This is a genomic window from Nostoc edaphicum CCNP1411, assembly GCF_014023275.1.
Classification (GTDB): Bacteria; Cyanobacteriota; Cyanobacteriia; order Cyanobacteriales; family Nostocaceae; genus Nostoc; species Nostoc edaphicum_A.
Genome location: NZ_CP054698.1, coordinates 6,523,607 through 6,546,906 on the forward strand (window position 1 = coordinate 6,523,607; position 23,300 = coordinate 6,546,906).

The 23,300-nt window shown below is 41.7% G+C and carries 21 protein-coding genes; 11 read left to right on the plus strand and 10 right to left on the minus strand.

Annotated features, from left to right (window positions below):
• Positions 1-209: 209 nt before the first annotated feature.
• Positions 210-1,379, minus strand: a complete 1,170-nt coding sequence (locus HUN01_RS30245) for a cysteine desulfurase family protein (protein WP_181929268.1) — start codon at positions 1,377-1,379, stop codon at positions 210-212.
• A gap of 206 nt (positions 1,380-1,585) precedes the next feature.
• Here HUN01_RS30245 and HUN01_RS30250 point away from each other — a divergent pair, with 206 nt between their 5' ends.
• Complete coding sequence (locus HUN01_RS30250; RefSeq protein ID WP_181929269.1) at positions 1,586-3,217, plus strand: DUF655 domain-containing protein; 1,632 nt, start codon at positions 1,586-1,588, stop codon at positions 3,215-3,217.
• Positions 3,218-3,530: 313 nt separating this feature from the next.
• Here HUN01_RS30250 and HUN01_RS30255 read toward each other — a convergent pair whose 3' ends face one another.
• A complete protein-coding gene (locus HUN01_RS30255) occupies positions 3,531-4,616 on the minus strand; it encodes a glycosyltransferase family 4 protein (protein WP_181929270.1) in 1,086 nt (361 codons plus the stop codon).
• 770 nt (positions 4,617-5,386) lie between these two features.
• Between HUN01_RS30255 and HUN01_RS30260 the strand changes: the two genes are divergently transcribed.
• The 4 genes from HUN01_RS30260 to HUN01_RS30275 all read left to right on the plus strand — a co-directional run bounded on the left by HUN01_RS30260 (position 5,387) and on the right by HUN01_RS30275 (position 10,273).
• On the plus strand, positions 5,387-6,121 hold the full coding sequence (locus HUN01_RS30260; RefSeq protein WP_238845739.1) for an ABC transporter permease: 735 nt from the start codon (positions 5,387-5,389) through the stop codon (positions 6,119-6,121).
• A 511-nt stretch (positions 6,122-6,632) separates the two neighbouring features.
• Positions 6,633-8,471, plus strand: a complete 1,839-nt coding sequence (locus tag HUN01_RS30265) for a bifunctional serine/threonine-protein kinase/formylglycine-generating enzyme family protein (RefSeq protein ID WP_181929272.1) — start codon at positions 6,633-6,635, stop codon at positions 8,469-8,471.
• A 27-nt stretch (positions 8,472-8,498) separates the two neighbouring features.
• On the plus strand, positions 8,499-8,960 hold the full coding sequence (locus HUN01_RS30270) for a hypothetical protein (protein ID WP_181929273.1): 462 nt from the start codon (positions 8,499-8,501) through the stop codon (positions 8,958-8,960).
• A 644-nt stretch (positions 8,961-9,604) separates the two neighbouring features.
• Positions 9,605-10,273 (plus strand): hypothetical protein, encoded by a 669-nt coding sequence (locus HUN01_RS30275; RefSeq protein WP_181929274.1) that lies wholly within the window; start codon positions 9,605-9,607, stop codon positions 10,271-10,273.
• Here the strand turns inward: HUN01_RS30275 and HUN01_RS30280 are convergent.
• The 5 genes from HUN01_RS30280 to sat all read right to left on the minus strand — a co-directional run bounded on the left by HUN01_RS30280 (position 10,260) and on the right by sat (position 16,098).
• Positions 10,260-11,801: a phytoene desaturase family protein gene (locus HUN01_RS30280; RefSeq protein WP_181929275.1), complete on the minus strand. Its 1,542-nt coding sequence runs from the start codon at positions 11,799-11,801 to the stop codon at positions 10,260-10,262. The genes HUN01_RS30275 and HUN01_RS30280 overlap by 14 nt on opposite strands.
• Positions 11,802-11,865: 64 nt before the next feature.
• A complete protein-coding gene (locus tag HUN01_RS30285) occupies positions 11,866-12,273 on the minus strand; it encodes a type II toxin-antitoxin system VapC family toxin (protein WP_181929276.1) in 408 nt (135 codons plus the stop codon).
• A 6-nt stretch (positions 12,274-12,279) separates the two neighbouring features.
• Positions 12,280-12,525, minus strand: coding sequence for a DUF2281 domain-containing protein (locus HUN01_RS30290; RefSeq protein ID WP_181929277.1), 246 nt, complete (start codon positions 12,523-12,525; stop codon positions 12,280-12,282).
• Positions 12,526-12,644: 119 nt separating this feature from the next.
• Positions 12,645-14,783 carry a caspase family protein gene (locus HUN01_RS30295; protein ID WP_181929278.1) on the minus strand — a complete coding sequence of 713 codons (2,139 nt, stop codon included), beginning with the start codon at positions 14,781-14,783 and terminating at the stop codon, positions 12,645-12,647.
• A gap of 136 nt (positions 14,784-14,919) precedes the next feature.
• On the minus strand, positions 14,920-16,098 hold the full coding sequence (gene sat, locus HUN01_RS30300; RefSeq protein ID WP_181929279.1) for a sulfate adenylyltransferase: 1,179 nt from the start codon (positions 16,096-16,098) through the stop codon (positions 14,920-14,922).
• A 194-nt stretch (positions 16,099-16,292) separates the two neighbouring features.
• Between sat and HUN01_RS30305 the strand changes: the two genes are divergently transcribed.
• From HUN01_RS30305 to HUN01_RS30315, 3 genes are all read left to right on the plus strand, one after another.
• Positions 16,293-16,946: a Uma2 family endonuclease gene (locus tag HUN01_RS30305; RefSeq protein ID WP_181929280.1), complete on the plus strand. Its 654-nt coding sequence runs from the start codon at positions 16,293-16,295 to the stop codon at positions 16,944-16,946.
• Between the two features lie 124 nt (positions 16,947-17,070).
• A complete protein-coding gene (locus HUN01_RS30310) occupies positions 17,071-17,340 on the plus strand; it encodes a type II toxin-antitoxin system ParD family antitoxin (RefSeq protein ID WP_181929281.1) in 270 nt (89 codons plus the stop codon).
• Positions 17,340-17,675 carry a type II toxin-antitoxin system RelE/ParE family toxin gene (locus HUN01_RS30315; protein WP_181929282.1) on the plus strand — a complete coding sequence of 112 codons (336 nt, stop codon included), beginning with the start codon at positions 17,340-17,342 and terminating at the stop codon, positions 17,673-17,675. The genes HUN01_RS30310 and HUN01_RS30315 overlap by 1 nt, the downstream gene beginning before the upstream one ends.
• Before the next feature lie 255 nt (positions 17,676-17,930).
• Here the strand turns inward: HUN01_RS30315 and HUN01_RS30320 are convergent, their stop codons facing one another.
• The 3 genes from HUN01_RS30320 to mnmA form a co-directional block, all read right to left on the minus strand.
• Positions 17,931-18,323 carry a hypothetical protein gene (locus HUN01_RS30320; RefSeq protein WP_338044512.1) on the minus strand — a complete coding sequence of 131 codons (393 nt, stop codon included), beginning with the start codon at positions 18,321-18,323 and terminating at the stop codon, positions 17,931-17,933.
• Positions 18,313-18,657, minus strand: a complete 345-nt coding sequence (locus HUN01_RS30325; RefSeq protein WP_181929283.1) for a hypothetical protein — start codon at positions 18,655-18,657, stop codon at positions 18,313-18,315. The genes HUN01_RS30320 and HUN01_RS30325 overlap by 11 nt, the downstream gene beginning before the upstream one ends.
• A gap of 93 nt (positions 18,658-18,750) precedes the next feature.
• On the minus strand, positions 18,751-19,806 hold the full coding sequence (mnmA, locus tag HUN01_RS30330) for a tRNA 2-thiouridine(34) synthase MnmA (RefSeq protein ID WP_181932877.1): 1,056 nt from the start codon (positions 19,804-19,806) through the stop codon (positions 18,751-18,753).
• A gap of 298 nt (positions 19,807-20,104) precedes the next feature.
• Here mnmA and HUN01_RS30335 point away from each other — a divergent pair, with 298 nt between their 5' ends.
• The 3 genes from HUN01_RS30335 to HUN01_RS30345 all read left to right on the plus strand — a co-directional run bounded on the left by HUN01_RS30335 (position 20,105) and on the right by HUN01_RS30345 (position 23,272).
• The gene (locus HUN01_RS30335; RefSeq protein ID WP_181929284.1) at positions 20,105-21,004 is read left to right on the plus strand and encodes a hypothetical protein; all 900 of its coding nucleotides are present in this window, start codon (positions 20,105-20,107) and stop codon (positions 21,002-21,004) included.
• A gap of 88 nt (positions 21,005-21,092) precedes the next feature.
• Positions 21,093-22,667, plus strand: coding sequence for an NAD(P)H-hydrate dehydratase (locus tag HUN01_RS30340; protein WP_238845741.1), 1,575 nt, complete (start codon positions 21,093-21,095; stop codon positions 22,665-22,667).
• A 71-nt stretch (positions 22,668-22,738) separates the two neighbouring features.
• Positions 22,739-23,272 (plus strand): REP-associated tyrosine transposase, encoded by a 534-nt coding sequence (locus HUN01_RS30345; protein ID WP_181929285.1) that lies wholly within the window; start codon positions 22,739-22,741, stop codon positions 23,270-23,272.
• Positions 23,273-23,300: the final 28 nt, after the last annotated feature.

Below are 23,300 nucleotides of genomic sequence, written 5' to 3' on the forward strand. Positions count from 1 at the left end.
TACTGAAGTAGACTGAAAATTTTTGCGCTCTTTCTCTTTAGTCCTCTTCAGAGGACTTTAGCTATGAGACAGGGATTTACAATCCCTGGCGGACGTGCGGTTTCGCGTTAAGTTGACAGCAATGGCTTTTCGGCCCACCCCACAAATAATAGTAAAATCATCCCGCAAATACGCAACCCCAATGTTGTCTGTAATTTATGAGATTGGATTTAACGCTTAACTAAAGATAAATCCGGTGTTAGTCTCTGCAAAACTTGCTTCAATACCATCACTGTCCAATCTATATCAGCTGCGGTGGTATCACGCCCCAATGTGATGCGAATTCCCCCCAAAGCCGCTTTTTCTGAATAACCCATCGCTAACAATATCGGACTAGGGCTAAGTTTACCACTGTGACAGGCAGCACCAGCACTGATGCCGATGCCTGCAAGGTTTAGCTGACGTACTAAGGCTTTACCGCTGAGTTTTTCGCCATCGGCGTTTTCTAGGCACAGACTGATATGGTGAGGTAAGCGATCGCAAGCATCCCCTGTAGGAATTAAACCAGGAATCTCAGCTAATTGGGCAAAAGCGCGATCGCGTAACTCAATCAATCGTGGTGTTTCTGTAGGCAATTCTTCGGCTGCTAATTCTGCTGCTATACCAAATCCGGCAATTATCGGTACTGCTTGTGTACCAGAACGCAATCCCATTTCCTGTCCACCACCACTAACTAGAGGCATCAAATCCACACCAGGACGCACATATAGCGCCCCAGCACCTTGTGGCCCATATATTTTATGACTAGAAAGGCTAAGTAAGTCTATAGGAAGTTGTTGCACATCTATGGGTAAGCGTCCCGCAGCTTGCACCGCATCTGTATGGAACAAAGCACCATGCGATCGCACTATCTTACCCAGTTCTGCGATCGGTTGCACTGTTCCTACTTCACTTTGACCGTAAATTATAGAAACTAAGACTGTGTTGTGTCGCAACGCCGCCTTTAAATCCAAGGGGTTGACTTTGCCTTTAATATCCACAGACAAGCGGGTAACTTCCCAACCCCACACTTCTAGCAACCGTACTGTTTCAGAAATTGCGGAATGCTCAATGCTGGAGATAATAATATGTTGAGGAACGGCATACAACCGAGCCACGCCCATAATTGCTAGATTATCTGCCTCAGTGCCGCCAGAGGTAAAAATGATAGATTCCGAATTGGCGGCGTTAATTAAACCAGCAACTTGGACTCTAGCTTGTTCTACAACTGTTGCAGCCCGTTGTCCCCACTCATGTAAGCTGGAAGGATTGCCCCACTGTTGAGTGAGGATTGTTTGCATAACTGCGATCGCTTCTTTTCGAGTAGGTGTAGTGGCGCTGTAATCTAGATAAATTTGCATATAACCGCTAATGGTGAGAACACACGTTGGTATAGACTGCTGATATTATCAGCTTGAGTAAAAAAACCGGAAAAAATCTTTGTAATTCTGCCTCTAGAAATAGATTTTTCCCTTGCCTTGGAAAGCTATTTTTCTACTTAATTCAGAACACAACATTTTGGGAATGATAAATATGTCCACTCCCAATCCACTTTTAACAGATTACAGTGCAACTTATCTCTAGACAAAGATATTTTTTATATATCTTTTTAGTAATATTCTCCCTTGCTGGTTGTCAACGAGTCCAGTCCTACAATCAGCGTCCAGAACCCTTACCACAAGACCCATTAGTTCAAGTTTACTTTAACCATTCTGAGTCTTCAGAATACAAAGAATCTTACCGTCAGCAAACTCGCCTTGGGGATGATTTAGAAAAACAGATTGCCGATGCTATTACACAGGCTAAATCTACAGTAGATGTGGTGGTGCAAGAATTACGTTTACCCAAAGTTGCTCAAGCATTAGTTGATAGACAAAAAGCTGGGGTAAAAGTCAGGATAATTTTAGAAAATAACTACAGCCGACCTTGGAGTAGCTTAACATCTGCTGAAGTAGGCAAGTTAGATAAAAGGGAACAGGAACGCTATAAAGAGTTTCGCCAATTTATCGATATTAACCAAGACAATCAACTCAGTCCAGCAGAAATCAATCAAAGAGATGCTTTGATGATTTTGCAGAATGGCCAAATTCCCTGGATTGATGATCAAGCAGATGGTTCAGCAGGTAGTAGCTTGATGCATCATAAATTTGTGATTGTGGATAATCGGATTGTAATTATCACTTCCGCAAATTTTACTTTAAGTGATACATCTGGTGATTTTACAAATCCCAACACTTTAGGGAATGCCAATAACTTATTGCAAATTGACAGTCCAGAATTAGCATCTTTATTTACAGAAGAGTTTAACGTTATGTGGGGTGACGGGCCGGGAGGTCAGCCAGATAGTCGATTTGGTTTGCAAAAGCCGATGCGTTTACCTAAACAAATAACTTTAGGTAACACCCAAATTACTGTACAATTTTCGCCTACTTCTCCAACTCAACCTTGGAGTAACAGTAGTAATGGTTTAATTGGCAAAACTTTAGATTCCGCAACTAAATCTACCGATTTGGCGCTATTTGTGTTTTCCGATCAGCGGCTTGCAAATATTTTAGAAAAACGCCATCAACAAAGTATCCAAATTCGCGCTTTAATTGAACCACAATTTGCCTATCGTCCCTATAGCGAAGCATTGGATATGATGGGGGTTGCTCTCAGTAATAAATGTAAATATGAAGTTGACAACCATCCTTGGACTAATCCAATTACTACTGTAGGTGTACCTGTGTTACCCAAAGGTGATTTACTGCATCACAAATTTGGTGTTATTGATAGTACAACAGTAATTACAGGTTCTCATAATTGGTCAGATGCCGCTAATTATGGTAACGATGAGACACTTGTAGTGATTGAAAATCCCATCATTGCTGCTCATTATGTGCGAGAATTTGCTCGTCTTTATGCCAAAGTGAAACCGGGCTTACCACCAGCAATTCAAGAAAAAATCAAATTAGAACAAACACAGTGTCCCCAAATAAAAACTTCTTCATCAAGTGAACCACAAGCGATTAAACAAATAAATATTAACACTGCAACTTTGGAAGAATTAGCAACTCTCCCTGGTGTTGGTAAGAAATTAGCGCAGCGGATAATTCTTAGCCGTCAACAGCAAAAATTTACATCTTTGCAAGACTTAGAACGAGTTCCAGGAGTGAGTGCTAGAACTGTAGAAAAATGGAGCGATCGCCTAACTTGGTAAGTAGAGCGGCATGAATAATTAAAGGTTTGTAGTGGGGGCTACCCTGCGGGAACGCTTTGCGAACAGCCCTCATTTTAGGACTAAAGTCCTCACTACAAACTAATCTCAAGATTTTTTACATTACTTAATCTACTTTGATTTATTCTCGCCTATTTACTTAGTAGTCTTTATTTACTTTTAGCAATTCTTAATTGGTAGATGCAGCGAATTTTTTGAGAAAAGCTTGATTTTATATTAGCCCACGGAGGTGGGCTTTGTTTGTCTAGCCCTGAATGACCTTCGCCAGGGCTGTAAAACCAGATGAATATGGTATTTAAATGCGATCGCTAGCTAACTCAACCAAATTGCGAAAATGCCCATTCTGAGAAAATCGTTCTGCTATTATTTGTTGATAAACCGCCTCATAACCATCAGTCATGTGTTCAACGCTGAAAAGATTTTCCACATACTGACGACAGGCATAGCGGTCTAACTCGATGACGCGATCGATAGCACTAATGCACTCTTGAATATTATTGCAGAGGAAACCCGTCTTGCCGTGGGAAATTACCTCTTCAGTAGACCCCAATTTCATTGCAATCACTGGCGTACCCGAAGCCATTGACTCCACCATCACCAATCCAAAGGGTTCCCGCCAAGTGATGGGGAATAGAGTTGCTACTGCACCTCCCATCAGAGCATTTTTTTGAACATGGTTGGCTTCACCCAGATACTCAATTTGCTCCCCGTCAATCAGTGGTTTGATTTCCTTCTCAAAGTATTCCACATCAACGACATCCACTTTACCTGCCATTTTCAAGTGCCAACCAGATTGTTTGGCAATTTCTATGGCTAAGTGCGCTCCCTTCTCAGGAGATATCCGACCCAAAAACGCTAGGTAAGGAGGATCTTGTGGTTGGGAGTGAAACTTATAACTGCTGACATCAATCCCGTTGTAAACCGTGGCTATACAGTTCAACCCTAACCTTGGTTCTCGTTGTGCATCGGAAATATTGACGTAGGGTTGTTTTTTACCAAAACTAAACATCTTTTCGTTGTCAGGGGTAAAAATACCGTGCAACGTATGAACTGTAGGGGTTGTGACAAGATTTGCGTAAGATAATGCCCCATGCCCGATATGGGAATGAATAATATCAAACTCTTCTGCGCGTTCGTACACCGAAGCTAGATTCAGCATCTCGTAAATGCCAAAATCTTTGATAGTCGGATCAAGTCTGAGGGCACGGGGATGAACTGACCTTAATTTTGCCAGACTCATAGAATCTCCCGATGCAAATAAGGTTACGTCATGTCCGCGTCGGACTAATTCATCTGTCAGTAACCCTACTACTAACTCTATCCCACCATAACCTGGAGGTGGAACTCTTTCCCATAATGGAGCGACTTGAGCAATTCTCATCACAAACCTCCTAAAAAATAAAAGTTGAATTAGAAGTTTTTTATTTCTGTTGTTTTAGTGCTTGTAATTGATTCACCTGGCATCAGAAAGTAACTTCAGATACTAAACTTTTTAACAATCTCCTTCAAATGTTATGCTGTTACTTCTATATTTCTTGTCTATCCTAGTACGGAAATTACCCACCCCTAAAGAGGTAGCTATATTCTGATTTATGATTTTTTGATGATTTATGGCAATTTTAAATATGGATTTTTTTATAAAAACAAACTTTCTAAAATCGTTATAATCTCAGCTAAATAGCGATATTTGGCGATAAAACTATGTTGTTGCTTGTCAATTAACTTGTTTACAAATATTAATTAAAGAATAAAGCGTGTAGACACTCTTTGGGCGGCTTTCCGTACTCTAAAGGATAACCTGTATCCACCCAAAGGACAGATTTTGGTAAATTCGATGGTTTGCAATCAGAAGTGGTATTTTTTTAGAAGTTCTATTTAGGTTCTTAAAAGTAATAATTAACTAGTAGATAGTGGCGGAAGTTTGCCCACACTTAACAAGTAGAAGCAATTCATGAATTGCCTCTACTTTTCTATTGGATTCCCCACTAGGCAAAAGGGAGAAAAAGGAGTTAAATATTGACTAATTACACGAAATATGATATTTTGTATTGCTATCAATAAAAATCATATATAAACGTGAATATCTCTCCATCTCTCAAAAAACCGCGTGTCTCATGGCAAGCGGTTTTCTCACTACTGATATTTGTGTTCATGTACCTGCCCATACTGGTACTTGGCTTTTATAGCTTCAATCAGTCACCCTACAGTGCAACTTGGCAAGGATTCACTCTCGATTGGTATGGCAAGCTGTTCAGTGACGATCGCATTTTATCAGCTTTGCAAAACAGTATGATCGTTGCTGGTTGTGCCGTGGCAATTTCAGCAGTGCTGGGAACCTTGATGGCGGTTGGGTTGGCGCGTTATGAATTTCCTGGTAAGAAATTGTATCGGGGTATTGCTTACCTACCATTGATTATTCCCGATATTGCGATCGCAGTAGCTACCCTAGTATGTCTAGCCGCCTTTGCAATCCCTTTGAGTTTGTGGACGATAGTTGCAGCCCATGTAGTGTTTTGTCTGGCTTACGTCGGACTTGTGGTTGGTTCACGACTGACTAATTTAGATCCTCATTTAGAAGAAGCAGCCCTAGATTTAGGCGCTACACCAACCCAAGCTTTCATCAAAGTATTGCTACCTGAATTAATGCCTGGGATTGTAGCCGGTTGCCTCTTAGCCTTTGTTCTCAGCTTAGATGACTTTCTCATTTCCAGTTTTACTGCTGGTAGCGGTTCTAACACCCTGCCAATGGAAATTTTTAGCCGGATTAGAACAGGAGTTAAACCTGATATTAATGCTCTTAGCGTGATGTTAATTTCCGTATCTGCGATCGTTGCTATTGTAGCTGAATTAATTCGCGCTTCTGGAGAGAAGAAAACTTTTAAATAAGAGTTTTAATTTGCAATAAATATTATTGGCAATTTCGTTCTTCGTGAACTTTTTTGGATAGTAAACAACAGCTATATTAAAATGTAGGGTGCGTTAAGCTTGCCGTAACGCACCAATATCATAGCAACGTTGTGTAATTTCTACTAACACAACGTCCTAATATAGCTCAATACAGTTCAGATAAGACCAAAACACTTGTAGAGACGGCGATTTATCGCGTCTTAAAAACCTCAGCACCCACAAGTCAGAAGTAAGAATTTAAAAGGAATGCAGCATGATTAGTACATTTATGTATCAAATTTTCTCCTAATTCTTTAACTCTTCTGAATTCTGAATTCTGAATTCTGACTCCTGAATTCTTACATAAATATAATTTATTCATCCTTCTATCCTCGTGTTAAAGATAGTTTTAAGCACATGAATAAACTTCCGTGTTCGCTTCTCTACATAACTGTTTTCAATTAGATAATATTGGGGCTAACTTTGGAGAAGATGCTATTTCCCCCTCATTATGCAAATCTGCCAAAATCCCAATTGCTCAAATCCATTCAACTCTGATAGCAATAGATTTTGTGTGAGTTGCGGACAAAGCAACTTTGGCAAACTGCTAAGAAACCGTTACCGCGTATTAAGACTTTTAGGTGAAGGTGGATTTAGCAGAACCTATGCTACAGAAGACGTAGACAGACTAAACGCGCCTTGCGTCATCAAACAATTTTTCCCACAATTTCAGGGAACAGGACAACGCACCAAAGCAGCAGAATTTTTTAAAGAAGAGGCTTTTCGGTTGTATGAACTGGGAGAAAATCACACCCAAATTCCCAGATTACTTGCTTACTTTGAACAAGGTGCTAGTTTATATCTCGTACAAGAATTTATTCAAGGAAAAACTCTCTTACAAGAAGTTCAGCAACAAATTTATAGCGAACAACAAATTTGGGAACTTTTAGCTGATTTATTGCCAGTACTGCAATTCATTCATACCCATAACGTCATTCATCGGGATATCAAACCAGAAAATATTATTCGTCGTGCAAGTGATGAAAAACCAGTATTAATTGACTTTGGCGGTGCTAAACAGGTAACACAAACCAGTTTAGGAAGACAAGCTACAGTAATTTATACCCTTGGTTATGCCCCAACAGAACAAATGGCTGGATTTGCTTGTCACGGCAGTGATTTGTATGCTTTGGGTGTAACTTGTGTGCGTCTTTTAACTCGATGTTTGCCGTTCCAAGATGCTTCTGGACAGGTTAATGATCCTATTTATGATGCAATGAATGCTAAGTGGTTGTGGCGCGAACGTTTGCAAGAAAAAGGTATTACGATTAGCGACGACTTAGGAAAAATTTTAGAGAAATTACTAAAACATCTACCTAGCGAAAGATATCAAACAGCAGTAGAAGTTCTCAACGATTTGAAATTTGCAACATCGAACATTGAACCGGTTGCTCTAAAAATTGTTTCGATGTCCCAACCCATATTACCGCCGCTACCACAAAAAGTAATCGTACCATTACCACCCTTAGAAACCTTTGAATTTGACGTAGTGACAGTAGACACAGGTGGTAGAGAAGTAAATCGCATGAGTTGTAATGCAAACTTCTTTGCCGAAGAATTGGGTAAATCTGTCACATTAGAAATGGTATCGATTCCTGGTGGTACTTATATGATGGGTTCACCAGAGTTTGAAGGAGATGCTGACGAACGCCCTCGACATCAAGTTACCGTTGAACCATTTTTTATGGGGAAATTTCCCGTAACTCAAGCACAGTGGAGAGTAGTAGCAGCTTTACCCAAAGTTAAACAAGCTTTAAATCCAAATCCATCGAAATTCAAAGGTCTAGATAGACCAGTAGAAAATGTATCTTGGTATGAGGCTGTAGAATTCTGTCTCAGACTATCAGAAAAAACCGGACGCGACTATCGTTTACCGAGTGAAGCTGAATGGGAATATGCTTGTCGGGCTGGAACTACAACATCCTTCCACTTTGGCGAAACCATTACCTCTGAGTTAGTCAGTTGCACTATCGAACCAAAAAGCAAATTCCGTAAAGAAACAACCAACGTCGGTAGTTTTGAAGTCGCCAACGCCTTTGGATTGTACGATATGCACGGGCTAGTTTGGGAATGGTGTGCTGATGCGTGGCACAACAATTACAACGACGCACCCTCAGATGGAACAGCTTGGGAAGTTGGCGGTGATATTAATCGCCGAGTGCTACGGGGTGGTTCTTGGAGTTTCAACGCAGAACTTTGTCGCAGCGCTAGCCGTAGCTGGAATGAGTCAGACGGTGGACTGAGGGTTTGTGGCTTTAGAGTAGTATTTTCCGTAGAGGAGATTATTTAGCAATTTCATTTAGAGGCTGTAGAAATCATGAAAGACAGAATTGAGAAAGGTGACATAGTACTTATAAATAAAACTGGAAAATATCATCAACAAGTTGGTGAAGTAAGTGAAATTGATTACAATATTTTCTTCGTCAAAATAGTGATAGTAAAGTTAGGTAATCAAGAAGAAACATTTGAAGAAAAAGATTTGCACTTACAAACTAAAAAGCCGAGCCTGCAAGAAGTTATTGCATCAGTAGACAAAATTTTAGAAAAAATTGATCAGATTACCCACTTGTCAACAAGAGAGCAAGTAGAGTTACCCAATCGGCTGAAATATCTGAAATTAGATATTCCTAAACTAGATAAGCAGTTGATTCAAAAAAACTTCGACAGTATAGATAAAATACTCGCAGCCACAAGAGAAGCAGACTCTTCAGCAAGTTTTTGGCAGGAAATAGATCCTAATTTAGAGAAAATAGGCTGGTGGATTAGAACAAGTTTGTGAATTAAGAATTTTTAAAAGTATTTGGCGAATGTAATTCGCTCTTAAACAAGCAAAGTCCACCTCCGTGGACTAATGCAAAATCAAGTTTTTTCTAACCCGTATGGTGTGCAGACCGCAGCGCAAGCGTAATAGGCGCATATTTCAACATGCTTTGTAAACTTACTCGTGTTTTGACTTAAGTTGATACGCATAAGCATTGCTGTGTCCGTAGCAGCGTATTTGTATCATTATTAAACCGAAACCGTGTAAAACAGTGCTTCACTTCTTAACCTAAACTTATCAATAATTAGAGAGAAAACTTATGTTTGACCACATCATAGTTTTAGGTTTAAGGCTAAATAATTGGAAGTGGACATAATTAAACATAACTATATTTTTATCATCTTTGTTCCCTATGCTTTACGCCTCATATTTTATGCTCTATCATAAGCAGTTATATTTATTTTTACCCACCTAAATAACCTTGCCTGTATAACTGTATGACTTAAATTTTGATATTAACTTGACGATTACTTGTTGTTAACTTTAAAAAATAATTTTTTTATCTTATTAGGGTGTATCATTAGCGTTAATTCCTAAGTTATTAGATAAATAAAAAGTATTTTATTAGATAAAATAAACTACAAATATCATCAGGAGTATCTATGCGTTTTTCTCAGTTTGCAGGGATTCTTGGTTGTACAACAGCAGCTTTTATATCAATTGCACCCATACAGGTAGAAGCTGCAACTTTTAAAGTGATATCTGGAGTCACCAGCATTGATCGTGACCACCAGGATATTCTTAGAAATATCGGGCTAATTTTGACAGGCACTAATCAGACAGTCACACCAATTCCCAGCAATTATTTGCTTGGCTTCAATATCGACTCAGCCACCAACTTTACATTCAGTGACGAGGGCGGTTTTACTCCGCTCTCAGGTACAATCGAGCATACTGGTACTGTTACCTTCAACGATCAAATTACTGTTGGTGAGTTTTCAATAGGTTTTGCTCCAGGACGTACCCTCCCAGATGCCAGCGGATTTGTTTTAAGAGACACATTTTCTTTAAATACAATTTTGTTTGATTTAAGTCTTCCGGAACCTGTAGCATTTGATGGCCAAACTTTAACCATTCCTGATGTTAGATTGTTGATTTCTCCAGAGTTTGCAAATATACTAGGCGACCCTGACTTAACAGGTTTGTTTGCTGGAACTGCACGAATTGATGCTCAAGTTGCTGCCGTACCTGAACCTGACAGTGTACTGGCAGTTTTGGCAGTGGGTGCGGCTCTCTTGGCAACGAGATTTTATAAAATTAAATGCACTTGATATCTTGAAGCATGGCTAAATGCTTATTAACAGGTGCAAGGGTATTTGCAGCAATCATCCCACTGGCGGCGACTGCTGGTAAACCAATGCCGGGAAATGTCGAGTCTCCACAGCACATCAATCCCGGTAGAGGTGTGCCAGGCCCAGGAAACATACTAGATCCAGCCTGAATTGCTGGCCCATAAGAACCTTGGTGACGACGGAGATAACGCTCGTGGGTGAGAGGTGTACCAACAAGTGTGACTTCGCAACGAGAGCGAATATCTGGAATGATCCGCTCTAGTGCTTGCCACATTACTTCTGCACGCGATCGCTTTTGCTCGGCGTATTCCTGGTTCTTTCTATCCATTCCCTGCCAGATAGAGTATGGCTCATTACCAGGAGTATACACATGAATCACGTGTTTACCCGGTGGTGCAAGGGATGGGTCGAGAATTGAAGGAATTGAGATCACCACAACATTCTGAGGTGCTGTTATGCCCAATTCCCAGTCATTAACCACGATGTAATGACACCGCAAATCTGACTGTAATCCTTGAGCATCAATACCTAAATGCAGATGCATGAAGCTATCACACTCAGGTGTCGCCTGTCGTTTAGCGCGGTAGTTTTTGGGTATTGCCTTTTCTGGTAGTAGCTTCAGTGTGTCCCAAACCGATGCATTAGAAATTACTGCTCGACGCGCCCGAATTTCTTGGCGATCGCGCAGACGCACACCCACTGCACGATTCCCTTCTACAAGCACTTCCTCCACATGAGCGCCCAGCATCAGCTTCCCGCCGTGACGCTCCAATCCTTGTACAAGGCTGTCAACTAAAGCACCACTACCACCAATGGGATATTCAAGTACTGCATCTGGTCGATACCAATCAGCAAACATAAATGCTACCTCTGCGGCACTAGTGCCATCTGCGGGTAGTCCAGAAAGCAGAAAACACAGCAAATTCAGCCAATTTCGGGTAAATGGGTCTTTAACAACGCCATCCATAATCCGGCTGAAAGGGCCCGTCAACTTGATGACATCTGTCAGATGTTTTGCCAGAGATGGGGCAAACGGGGCTACAGTTCTAGCTGCACCCAAATCAAAACGTAATGCGGCTGGTGGTATAGAAATTGCTGCACTAGCGAATGGTTCCATAACGCGCTGGAGTTCTTGCCATTCGGTAACAGCATGATTACCACGCAATTTCATCAGCACTTCAGAAAATTGCTCTGCACCAACCGATGTGTCAAAATCACCTTCTGGTAAACAACAACCCCAAGTATCGTAGGTTACGCATGGTAGTTCAGAACCAATTGCATCCAATACTTGTTTTAGGGGATTGGTAGATGGACTGTAAGACAGTCCAGAATAAAGAGACGGCCCTGAGTCAAATTTGAAACCGTTGCGCTCAAAGCTGTGGGCCGCACCACCAGGGATGGAGTGGCTTTCGCAGACTATTACATCAAAGCCATACCGTGCCAAAAGAGCAGCACAACTTAAACCGCCAATACCGCTACCAATGACGACTATATCTGTATTTTGCATATCCCCTATGTTTGCAACCCATTGTCTTTTTATCTTAATAAAAAGTTACTATAGCGGTTTCTAGTTATGAATCAAAAATAGAAACTACATTAACACTAGTTACTCGATGCATGGGCTTTGTTCTTTTCTCAGTTGTGACTAATTCCTCTGCGCCAACTGACAACGCCGCAGCTACATGAAGCGCGTCCATAGCTGCTAAACCATACTGAGAAGCAATTTGGTAAGCATCTTGAACAATATGAGCTAAATCACTCGCCCAATAGGTAACATCGCTAAAAAATTCTTCATAGAATTGAGCTTCTTCTGTTTGCTTGTTAAAAACTGATTTAGGACTTACCTCTAATTTGACAAATTCACTAGAAGCAAATTCCCGTTGGGAATCTCCTAATATTTCAAGAGCTTTCTCGGCAATTCTACTGATACCATCTGTTGCGCTGATTAACACTCCAGAATCAATATAAGTTATTTTCATTCTTCTCTAGAGAACTTCTCTACCCTGTATTCCACCTCTGCGATTGGCTAGTTCTTGTTCGATTTCATCTTCATTTAATAAATTCTTACCGGAAGCAACAATCCTAGTACGAATTTGCCACAAACGTTCTCCCAATGGGGTTTTATTTGCAGAATTTTTCAAACGAAGAAATTCGACAAAATCTAAAACTTCCTCTTGTTTGTCTGGGGGAAGAGAACGCCACTTTGTTAATAACTCTTGTTCTGGAATCATTAGAATTCACTCACTACTATTACTAAATTCGATTGGGATTAGGTATTTTTATTGTAGAAGTGAAACTTACAAATAGGGATACAGTCACTTACTACAAACCTTTAATTATTCACGCCCACTTACACCACTTGAAAACTAAAGCTAAGACTTGCCCAATTATTCACATCCAAGATATATGAGTCGGCTGCTGTACCATTCATCTCTGTTTTAAGGATGCTGGCGTTATGTAGGTCTTGTAGCAACGCTTGTGCAACATCCAAGGAATTCAACAATGGGTTAATTGGTTGTTGTTCTGTGGAATACTTAGCAGTGTTCAAAGCGGCGATAGTTCCGCCAAAAGGGGCTGTACTAAAAATCAGCTGTTGTTCGCAAAAGAAAGCTGGCGCACCATTAGTTTGGGGTAGGGTGAGGGTTTCACCTGGAGCGATGACAACTTCTTTGAGGAGAGGCTTGGTATCTTCAGTGTTTGGTTCTTGAGGAGTTTCCCAAGAGTAGAAGGCAACTGCTGTATGATTATTCTTTAATCCCAGCAAGATTAAATATACTGGGCGATCGCTCTGGTTTTCCACTCGATATTGCATTCGACTACCGATAGGGACAATTGGAGTGGGGAGTGATTTTTTAATCGGAGTTTCAGTTTTGAAAGCTCGTACTGTTTCGCGTTGCATGACGACGCGAGGCGATATTTTACTAATTATTTCTAAAGTTACCTTGAGAGGCAAGCGAGAAGAACCTTGATTTTCCGTGAGTCGCCATAACTTGGCTGCTAGCAAGGTTGATAATTTGGGCGCTAACTTTTGCGCTGTTAATTTTACTGCTTCTCCTACTTCCCCCGTGGTATTAGGAATTAGCTCACCACCAAGAGTAAATAGACCATAACGACTAGGAATTTCCTGTAGCTTACCAAATATATAATCAGCAGATTTTTCTCCTGCTACTACGGTGGACACATGGGAAGATGCGGCAAAGGCGCTTGTGGCGTCTACCCGCTCAATTCTTTCCAATCCAGTATCCAAAGCTATTGTTAAATTAATATTTCGGGGTAAAACCCGGACTGCTTCTTGGACAAGTTGCCCGACTTGTAGGGAATTTGCGCCTTCAATCTTGGAAATTTGCGCTTTTGCTGTTAACCCAGTCCGCGATCGCAATACCAATTGCTCTGTTGTTGCTAAAGTCAATCGAGAATTCACTCCGTAGTATAGCAAAACTTGGGGAGGTAATCCTGCCAACCACAGATGGACTGTTTTGCCGTCTTCTTCAATAGCTGTTACCGCTCCTTCTGCACCAATAATACTGTCTGGCAAACCTAACCTCCTAGCCCCCTTCCCTACAAGGGAAGGGGGAGAATTCAAAGCCTCTCTCCTCTTAGGAGAGAGGTTTGGAGAGAGGTTTTCCAGATTCCCTGGTTGCTGTTTACTACCCAATTTGAATAGAGAATTTTCCACATGCGACAGGGCGACTTGAATTGTGGTGGCTGGGGTGAATTCCCACAAATACTGCGTCAAAGCGTAGGTAAATAACCCGGCACTAAAACCAGAAAATAGTCCTTCCCTTGCTGACTGCTTTGGTTCTGAGGTAGCTGCTAAAACAATCGGAGTGCTGGATAACTTCTGAGTTTTAAGTTGTTTAAGAAAGTCGAGTTCTTCTGTTGCTAACTTTGCTACTGACTCCTGAAGGGCGCGACTTTTTAATCCTAAGACTGTGCTAGCAGCATAATAGCTAGTATCTAATACTGCTGTTACACGGTCTGTGGGGAGCGATCGCAATAATAGCAGTAGAGTTTCTTCTAATATATAGTTGACTATTTTCTCATTTTGTGTGTTTGTACTTCCATTAGCTGGCACCAGAGCATTTTGCATTGCCTCTGGCGATGTTTCCAATTTGACACGACTGCCATAACCGCTAAAGTGGAAGACGACTACATCACCGGGTTTAGCTTGCTTGCCCAGGTGATCTAAAAAAGCCGCTTCAATAAATTCCCTACTAGCTTCTTCCTCAGTTAAGGTGAGAATATCTGACCCTTGGAAACCAAAGCGATGAATTAAAAGTTCTCTTTGGAGTTCCACATCCGTCAGACAACCACTGAGGGCTGGAATTTTGGGGTATTGGTTAATACCTATTAACAATGCCAACTTACGCGAACTTGGTTGTGCCAAAGCCTGATAATAGCGATTTCCCAAAGACAACCACTCAGCTTCAGTTATCCCCAATACCGCGAGTATTGAGCCAATTCTCTGTAAAAACGTGCGCCGTTTCATAATTAGCTATCAGCCCTCAGCTATCAGTTAGCAGCTTACAGGGCTGAACTCTGTAGTGTAAAGTTACAAAAGTGTGGGGAGTGGAGGGGCGGGGGAGCAGGGGAGAATATATCACCAATGCCCAATGCCCAATTCCCTAAACTGGCACTTCTATCCGCATTGCCCGCGCCAACTCTGCTGCTACTTCAGGACGGGAAAATTCTGGTGGAGGTAACTCACCGCGCCGCAGCATTTCTCGGACTTTTGTTCCCGATAGATGAATGCGTTCTTCTGGCCTGCTGGGACTAGTTTTAGATGTTGCCATCTGCTTAGTGCGCGTGCAGTAGAAAGCGTGTTCAAATTTCATTGGCACAATGCCTAATTCAGTTGGCGCAAACTCTTCAAATATATACTGAGCGTCGTAAGTGCCATAATAGTCACCGACACCAGCATGATCCCGTCCAACAATAAAGTGAGTACAGCCGTAGTTTTTGCGGACTAAAGCATGGAATATGGCCTCACGAGGCCCAGCATAGCGCATTGCGGCTGGATTTATTGCTAAAGCTACTCGGTCTAAAGGGTAGTAATGTTCCAGTAAAATTTCATAGCAACGCATCCGCACATCAGCGGCAATATCATCTTCTTTTGTCGCCCCGACTAATGGGTGCAAAAATAGACCGTCAACAGTTTCTAAAGCGCACTTTTGAATATATTCATGGGCGCGGTGGATGGGGTTGCGAGTTTGAAAGCCGACGATGGTTTTCCAACCCTTGTCTTTAAACATTTGCCGTGAGGCAGCTGGATCAATTTGGTAAGTGGGAAACTGGGGATGAGGTTCACGCTGCAACAGCCAAATATCACCCGCCAGATTTACAGTACCTTGGTTATAGAGTACCTGCACGCCTGGATGATTGACATCATCAGTGCGGTAGACATTTCTTGCTTCGCGGGTTTTGTCGTAGTGATATTTTTGGGTGAGTTGCAAAACTCCGATAAATTCGCCTCTGGAGTTATCCAGACGGATTAAGCCGTCTTCTGGCAACGGGGAAGCTACTTCTTCGTTTACCGATAGTGTAATCGGGATTGACCACACAAGACCGTTAGCTAATCGCATTTCTGTAACAGTGCGATCGTAGTCTTCCTGGTTCATAAAACCCGTGAGTGGACTAAAAGCACCGATCGCAATCATTTCTAGATCAGAAACGGCGCGATCGTCAAGTTCTACTCGTGGCAAAAAGTCAGCTTTTGATAGGAACTCTGCTCTTTGTTCTGATGTGGCGATACGGTTAACCAACTGTCCACCGTGGGGGGCTATGGCATCTGGATTGTGACTCAACGTAATCCCCTCTTTGCTTTTACTGTTATTGTTTCAGATTATGTACTAACTTATCAAATGCTGGTACTGAGAAAAAAAGAGTTTAAAGGATGGAGGAAAATTGTTGCAACTAGCCTCTAAGCGATCTGATTAGGTTAGGCTAAAGCTAATCCAGCCTCAATTTTCAGAATAGTTCCTTTATAAGGAAAGTGCTTATGACTGCTGTATCCCCCGTTGTTAAACCTGTTAGCCAAATGCGGATAACGCCTGGTAGTACAGTAAATATCCAGGATATAAGCTGGGAAGAATTTGAGTCTATTTTGCAAGAACTGGGTGAAAAGCGATCGCTACGAGTTGCTTACAGCAAGTCTACGTTAGAAATTATGGTTCCTCTACCCGAACACGAAAAATCAAAGGACTTAATTTCGGATATTGTAAAAATCTTGCTGAAGATCGCTGGGAAAAGTTATGAACCCTTCGGTTCAACTACCTTCAAGCGGGAAAATATAGCGGGGGTAGAACCAGATGCTTGCTTCTACATCCAAAATTACCAAAGAATGATTGGTCGTCGCAAACTAGAACCAAACGATCCGCCTCCTGATTTGGCAATTGAAACAGATGTAACATCAAAAACAACTCTTGATGCATACGTTGCGATCGCAGTTCCAGAACTATGGATTTACGATAGTAAAAAGCTGAGGATTTATTTACTCAGAGATGGACATTATATCGAATCTGATAACAGTCCTAACTTTCCAAATATCCCTCTAACTCAAATTATTGTCGCTACGGTTGAACGAGCTTGGCAAGTAGGAACCGTGCAAGCTTTGAAAGAGTTTGAAGGGGCATTAGAGAGAAGTAGTTTTTGATAGAGAGTACGTAAGCGTAGCCCGCCGCAGGTATCGCTTTTGCTAATTGATCCTTGTATGGCAATAAATGGCATAAATTGGCATAAAGTAATATTATGAAGGAAAAATTAGGGAAGTTGTGCCAGTGAAAAGTATAAATATATCTCTCCCTGATGCAATGCGGACTTATATAGAAGAGAAAGTGGCAACTGGTGGTTACAGCAGCGTCAGTGAATATTTTCGTGAGTTAGTGCGCCAAGACCAAAAGCGTCAAGCGGCTGAACGTTTAGAAACGATGCTTTTAGAAGGTTTAAATTCTGGGAATGCAACTGAGATGACTCCTGATGATTGGGAAGATATACGCCAAGCTGTGCGGGAAAGAATCACCAAGCATAAAGAGTCAAACCAAGGTTAATGAGCGACGTAAGCAAACGACCGCAAGTCATCCGCGATTTGATAGAATTAGCAACTTATATTGCAGAAGATAACTTGGAAGCTTCAGATAGGTTTCTTGCAGCAGCAGAAATAACTTTCAAACAACTGGGTAAAATGCCAGGAATGGGAAAACCTTGTCAATTCTCTCATCCAAATTTATCTGGTGTTCGACAGCAAGCAATAAAAGGATTTAAAAATTATCTTGTTTTTTATCTTCCTTCAGATTCCGGTGTAGAGATTCTTAGAGTCATTTATGGCGGACGAGATATTGAAGCAATCTTGGATGAAGATTTAGGAGAGAAGGACTTGGAATAATAATTACGAGTATTTTAAGGTGTCACTTTCAGGATAAGCGATCGCAGTTCCAGAACTATGGATTTACGATAGTAAAAAACTGAGGATTTATTTACTCAGGGATGGACATTACATCGAATCTGGTCACAGTCCTAACTTTCCAAATATTCCTCTCACTCAAATTATTGTTGTTACGGTTGAACGAGCTTGGCAAGTAGGAATTGTACAAGCTTTGAAAGAGTTTGAAGAGGCATTAGATAAATGATTTTAGTCCCTCTAAAACTGCAAATATTCCAACAGTAGTAACCGCAAGTAATCTAAAGTTATAATATAACTCTTTATCTGTTCATAATTGCCATTACTGCCAAAATAAAAACTCGCAATCTGAGGTACATTTAAAACTCGCATAGCTTGTAATTGCTCAATGGCCTGAGCTTGATTAACAATTTGACCTGTACTTTGAATTTGACTTGCATAACCTCTAAGATTTACTGTTAAAAGTTCAAGTTCTTCTAAAAAGGAAAACTCTTCATCTTCTGGTGGAAACTGAAGATAAATTTCTTGTCGTTCACCACGTGTATTTTGATAAATATGAGTCAATTGTGCTAATAATTGACTAATATTTCTCTTAACTAATTCTTGCTGATTTAAAATTGCTTTAGTCATCATTGACTCCATAAGTAACTATCTTTTCAGTACCATATTGGTCAGGTTTGACAATCAGATATTCATTGCCTTTACGGTATACAGCTGAACTATCTCCACGATATCCAGTTTTCGGAACTCTAATCGCTCCTTTTTTATTAAAGTTATGAGCTTTGCGTAAATACCTTAATGGGTCAATTCCTTTCCTATTAGCATGGTCTAAGATACTCTGGGCAACACTGATATAGGTAGCAGCATCCCACTCACTTAGATACTGTTGAATTTCTGCTGCCTCTACTGAGGTATAGCTTTCTAATAACTCTATCAAAAACTCGTCATAGATAGGTTCTTCGGGCATATATCCAGTTGAAAAATCAAAAGACCCTTCCTTACAAAAGAGGAAGGGTGGTTTTAGTTTATGCCAAATGCCAAAACAGAGTAAGAGTTATTATTAACTAAACTGTTCAATTATTCCGCCACCTAACACTTTCTCGCCGTTGTACCACACCGCCGCTTGTCCGGGGGTGATACTGATTTGGGGTTCATCAAATACCAAACGCACACGAGAGTTTTCCAACGGAATCACCATCGCTGGTGTAGCCGTTGAACGATAGCGAATTTGCACTTCAGCATGAATTGGGGTTGATGGTTCGGCAATAGAAACCCAATTTACCCGATTTACAGTGCATTCTGGCTGAGTTACCTTGGTGCGATCGCCTACTACTACTTTATTATTTTCCGCATCTAATTCAATCACATACAGCGGTTCGGCAGCAGCAATCCCCAAGCCTTTGCGCTGGCCAATGGTGTAATGATGGACACCATCATGCTGTCCCAAAACTTTGCCTGTGACATCGACAATATCGCCTGTTTTAGGAGCTAAATATTTATCCAAAAATGCCCGCATGGAACCGTTACTTTCCACTAAGCATAAGTCTTGGCTTTCTGGTTTATCAGCAGTTTTCAGTCCGTATTCAGTCGCAATCCGGCGCGTGTCAGTTTTTTCTAGTTCGCCCAAAGGAAATATCGTTGCTGCAAGTAAATCTTGAGACAAATCATAGAGAAAATATGACTGGTCTTTGTTACGGTCAATAGCCCTTAATAACTGGTAACGTCCGGTTGCTTTGTCATAGCTAATTCGGGCATAATGACCGGTGGCGATGCGATCGCATCCCAATTCTTCACGAGCATACTGCACCATTGGCCCAAACTTCACTGTTTTATTGCACTGGGAGCAAGGCAAAGGTGTGATCCCTGCACTGTAACCAGTCACCAAATAATCGACAATATGCGTCTGAAAGAGATCCCGAATATCTACAATCTGATGGGGAACGCCCAATTGTTCACAGAGATCAGCCGCGTCGATCATACCTTCAGAGCAACATTGACCTTTGCCTTTCATTAGCCAAAGAGTCAAACCAATCACTTCATAGCCCTGATGGTGCAGGATAGCTGCGGCGGTGGAACTGTCAACGCCACCAGAAAGACCAACGACGACTTTTTTCATACAAAGCACGACACGATAGCTGCGTGGTTGTCCAATTGTAGCACACACTCTTAAAAGCCTTGCTACCAAAGCACTTCGGTTTTTAAGCCGTGGGTTTCCCCTGTTCCCTGTTCCCTATTCCCTATTCCCTCTGAAAGATGTATTCTTTGCCACGCAGATGAGCTAATTTTACGTTAACGCTATATAGTTGCTACAACGGTGAACTGATTAGTTCCTGATGGAAATTGCCTAAGAATACTTTGACTACTTTCTAACTACCATGTCGAGAGAAATACCAAGTCAATTTATCCCATTTCAGATGCTACGCCGAAGTTCTGAGGGTTGGAAGCCCACGATCAGACTTCTTTCCTTATTAGTGGGAGGATGTTTAGTGCTGATTCCCGATTTGAACCCAGCACAAGCACAAATCCACAACAGCAACGTCTTACTGGCTCAAGAATTCGGTGAAACTTTACCGTCACCGCCAGTAATTCCCTTTGGTGAACAGCCATCGCCGCAGTTACAACCAGTGCAGGAGTATCAATTTGAGCAGGATTTTCAGCCCTCTCAACCAGTACAAAACAATCAATTTGAGCAGAATTTCCAGCCCTCCCAACCATTACAAAACAATCAATTTGACCCGAACTTTCAGCCCTCTCAACCTGAACAGTTTAGTCAATATAACGAAAACTTTGAGCGCTACTTAGTTTATGTAGATGGTAGTGATTTCCAGACGCTACAAGAAATACGTCGGATTGAACCCACTGCTTATATTCGTCAGTATCAGGGACGGAATGTAATTCAGGCGGGTGTTTTTAACAGAGTATCTAACGCCCAACAACGGGTGGGTGAGCTACAGTCACGAGGGATATATAGCACCCGGATTATTAGCTTCGCTAACGGACAGGAAATAAATGCAGGTAATAGAGGCTTTGTAGGCGATCGCAATCCTATCAGTGCTAATAGGCCAGTCTCTAGATATTATGTCGCCATTCCTGCCACTCCAGAACAGTTACCTGCGATCGCAGCACAAATTAGGCAGAATCTAGCCCGATTTAGCCAGGATTTAGGCCGATCTGGCGGAGTCCTCGAAAGGACGCAACCACGAGGCCCACACGTAGCAATAGGGCCTTTCTCTGATCGATTTCAAGCTGAGGAATGGAATAAATTTCTGCGAAATACAGGATATCGAAATGCCAGGGTTTACTACGGAAAGTGAATAAGCGCTGAGTACTGAGTTAGGAGTTAGGAGTTAAAAGTTAAGAGTGAGAAATTAATACAAACCTCATAACTTAAACTCAGAACTCATGACTCAGCACTCAGCACTGATAGAAGATAGACAAGAAAAAATTTCGCAAGTGGTAGTGACTGCTGGGCAGATGCGCGATATTGAAAAGCGGATCTTTGCAGCAGGAATGCCTGTAGTCGCTTTGATGGAAAAAGTGGCGGGATTAATTGCCCGTCGTATTCCAGAGGTTCTTTCAAACACCTCCTTTTTAAGGGGATCTTGTATCGGAATTCTTGTCGGCCCCGGCCATAATGGTGGAGATGCTTTAGTAGTAGCCCGTGAATTATACTTTCGCGGGCATGAGATTTGGATTTATTCTCCTTTTTCTAAGCTCAAAGAATTAACTTCACAACACTTGCAATATGCCCAGAGTTTGGGCATTCCTATTTATCAAACAATTGAGCAATTACCAAATTCTGATTTGTTGATTGATGGGTTATTTGGGTTTGGTTTGGAAAGAAACCTGACTGATCCCATCGCTTCTGCAATTAATCAGCTAAATGAATTGTCTGTGCCGATTTATAGCATCGATTTACCTTCGGGTTTACACACCGACACGGGCGAAGTATTGGGAACTGCCATTCGCGCCACTCACACATTTTGCTTGGGTTTATGGAAACTAGCCTTCTTCCAAGATCAGGCATTGGAATATATGGGGAAAGCTGAGTTAATAGATTTTGATATTCCTTTAGTTGATGTAGAAGCTGTTCTGAAAGATGCACCCAGGATTAAACGTATTACACCAGCAACGGCACTTGATACTTTACCCCTACCCCGTCCACCAGTCACGCACAAATATAAGGAAGGACATTTACTGCTGATTTGCGGTTCGCGGCGCTATGCAGGTGGGGCAATTTTAACTGGTTTGGGTGCTAGGGCAAGTGGTGTGGGAATGCTTTCCATTGCCGTACCAGAATCTTTAAAATCTCTTTTGGTGTCACACTTACCAGAAGCGCTAATTGTCGGTTGTCCAGAGACGGAAACCGGAGCGATCGCTCAATTGCAATTGCCAGAAAACACCAATCTGAGTTCCTTTAATGCGATCGCTTGTGGCCCCGGTTTAACACGAGATGCTACTCCCATTGTGCAAGAAGTCATAAAAAGCGAACGCCCTTTAATTCTCGATGCCGATGGTTTAAATATCCTGGCACAAATGGGAGCGATCGCCACATTAAAAAAACGCCAAGCAGTAACCGTACTCACACCGCACACTGGCGAATTTGAACGATTGTTTCCTGATGTCACCGATGCCAAACATGACAGAGTGAAAGCAGTACAAGAAGCTGCTGCCCAAAGTGAGGCAGTAGTGTTGTTGAAAGGGGCGAGAACTGCGATCGCAAACCCTCAAGGTGCCGTTTGGATCATTCCTGAAAGCACACCCGCCTTAGCGCGTGGTGGCAGTGGTGACGTTTTAACTGGACTACTGGGTGGATTGTTGGCGCAAGCAGCAACCAAGCAGATTTCCGTAGAAGATATTGTGGCAACTGCTGCTTGGTGGCATTCGCAAGCGGGTATTTTAGCAGCCCAAGAGCGTACTGAATTGGGTGTAGATGCGTTTACATTGACACAATATTTGATGAAAGCCCTAACTTAGTCAAATCCCTCGTTCCCAGTCTCCGACTGGGAATGCCATCCTAGAGGCTCCGCCTCCAATTAAATAAAATCATGGGACGCAGCCGCTACCACGTATTAGGAATCCAGCCACACTTCCTCACTTGCACAGTTATAAATTGGATACCACTATTCGGCAAAGTTGAATTTACACAAATTATTTTAGATTCCCTAAATTTTCTGCAACGTCAGCAGCGTTTAACTTTGTACGGATACGTAATTATGGAAAATCATCTCCATGTAATCGCCTCTGCCAGCAGTTTATCTAAAGAAATAGGAAATTTTAAATCATTCACGGCTCGCTCTATTATTGACTTACTTGAGAAAAATAATTCTAACTACATACTTAATCAGCTTGAGCTTTATAAATTAAAACACAAGACAAAACAAGAATATCAGCTTTGGCAAGAAGGTTTTCATCCGCAGGTGATTCTAGATGAGGAAATGTTTAGACAAAAGTTAGATTATATTCACAACAATCCAGTCAGGCGTGGTTATGTGGATGATCCCGCGCATTGGCGGTATTCTAGTTACCGGAATTACATTGGGGAACTAGGTTTATTACAGGTAGAGTTGATTGATGTGTGACGGAAGGCGGAGCCTTTAGGATGGCATT

Coding starts and splice junctions, on each gene's coding strand:
- HUN01_RS30255 (WP_181929270.1), bottom strand. CDS start 4,616: ATGAGAATTGCTCAAGTCGCTCCATTATGGGAAAGAGTTCCACCTCCA.
- HUN01_RS30295 (WP_181929278.1), bottom strand. CDS start 14,783: ATGAAACGGCGCACGTTTTTACAGAGAATTGGCTCAATACTCGCGGTA.
- HUN01_RS30320 (WP_338044512.1), bottom strand. CDS start 18,323: ATGATGACTAAAGCAATTTTAAATCAGCAAGAATTAGTTAAGAGAAAT.
- HUN01_RS30245 (WP_181929268.1), bottom strand. CDS start 1,379: ATGCAAATTTATCTAGATTACAGCGCCACTACACCTACTCGAAAAGAA.
- HUN01_RS30280 (WP_181929275.1), bottom strand. CDS start 11,801: ATGCAAAATACAGATATAGTCGTCATTGGTAGCGGTATTGGCGGTTTA.
- HUN01_RS30260 (WP_238845739.1), top strand. CDS start 5,387: ATGTACCTGCCCATACTGGTACTTGGCTTTTATAGCTTCAATCAGTCA.
- HUN01_RS30265 (WP_181929272.1), top strand. CDS start 6,633: ATGCAAATCTGCCAAAATCCCAATTGCTCAAATCCATTCAACTCTGAT.
- HUN01_RS30345 (WP_181929285.1), top strand. CDS start 22,739: ATGGGACGCAGCCGCTACCACGTATTAGGAATCCAGCCACACTTCCTC.
- HUN01_RS30270 (WP_181929273.1), top strand. CDS start 8,499: ATGAAAGACAGAATTGAGAAAGGTGACATAGTACTTATAAATAAAACT.
- HUN01_RS30290 (WP_181929277.1), bottom strand. CDS start 12,525: ATGATTCCAGAACAAGAGTTATTAACAAAGTGGCGTTCTCTTCCCCCA.
- HUN01_RS30275 (WP_181929274.1), top strand. CDS start 9,605: ATGCGTTTTTCTCAGTTTGCAGGGATTCTTGGTTGTACAACAGCAGCT.
- mnmA (WP_181932877.1), bottom strand. CDS start 19,806: ATGAAAAAAGTCGTCGTTGGTCTTTCTGGTGGCGTTGACAGTTCCACC.
- HUN01_RS30325 (WP_181929283.1), bottom strand. CDS start 18,657: ATGCCCGAAGAACCTATCTATGACGAGTTTTTGATAGAGTTATTAGAA.
- HUN01_RS30315 (WP_181929282.1), top strand. CDS start 17,340: ATGAGCGACGTAAGCAAACGACCGCAAGTCATCCGCGATTTGATAGAA.
- HUN01_RS30305 (WP_181929280.1), top strand. CDS start 16,293: ATGACTGCTGTATCCCCCGTTGTTAAACCTGTTAGCCAAATGCGGATA.
- HUN01_RS30285 (WP_181929276.1), bottom strand. CDS start 12,273: ATGAAAATAACTTATATTGATTCTGGAGTGTTAATCAGCGCAACAGAT.
- HUN01_RS30340 (WP_238845741.1), top strand. CDS start 21,093: ATGACTCAGCACTCAGCACTGATAGAAGATAGACAAGAAAAAATTTCG.
- HUN01_RS30335 (WP_181929284.1), top strand. CDS start 20,105: ATGCTACGCCGAAGTTCTGAGGGTTGGAAGCCCACGATCAGACTTCTT.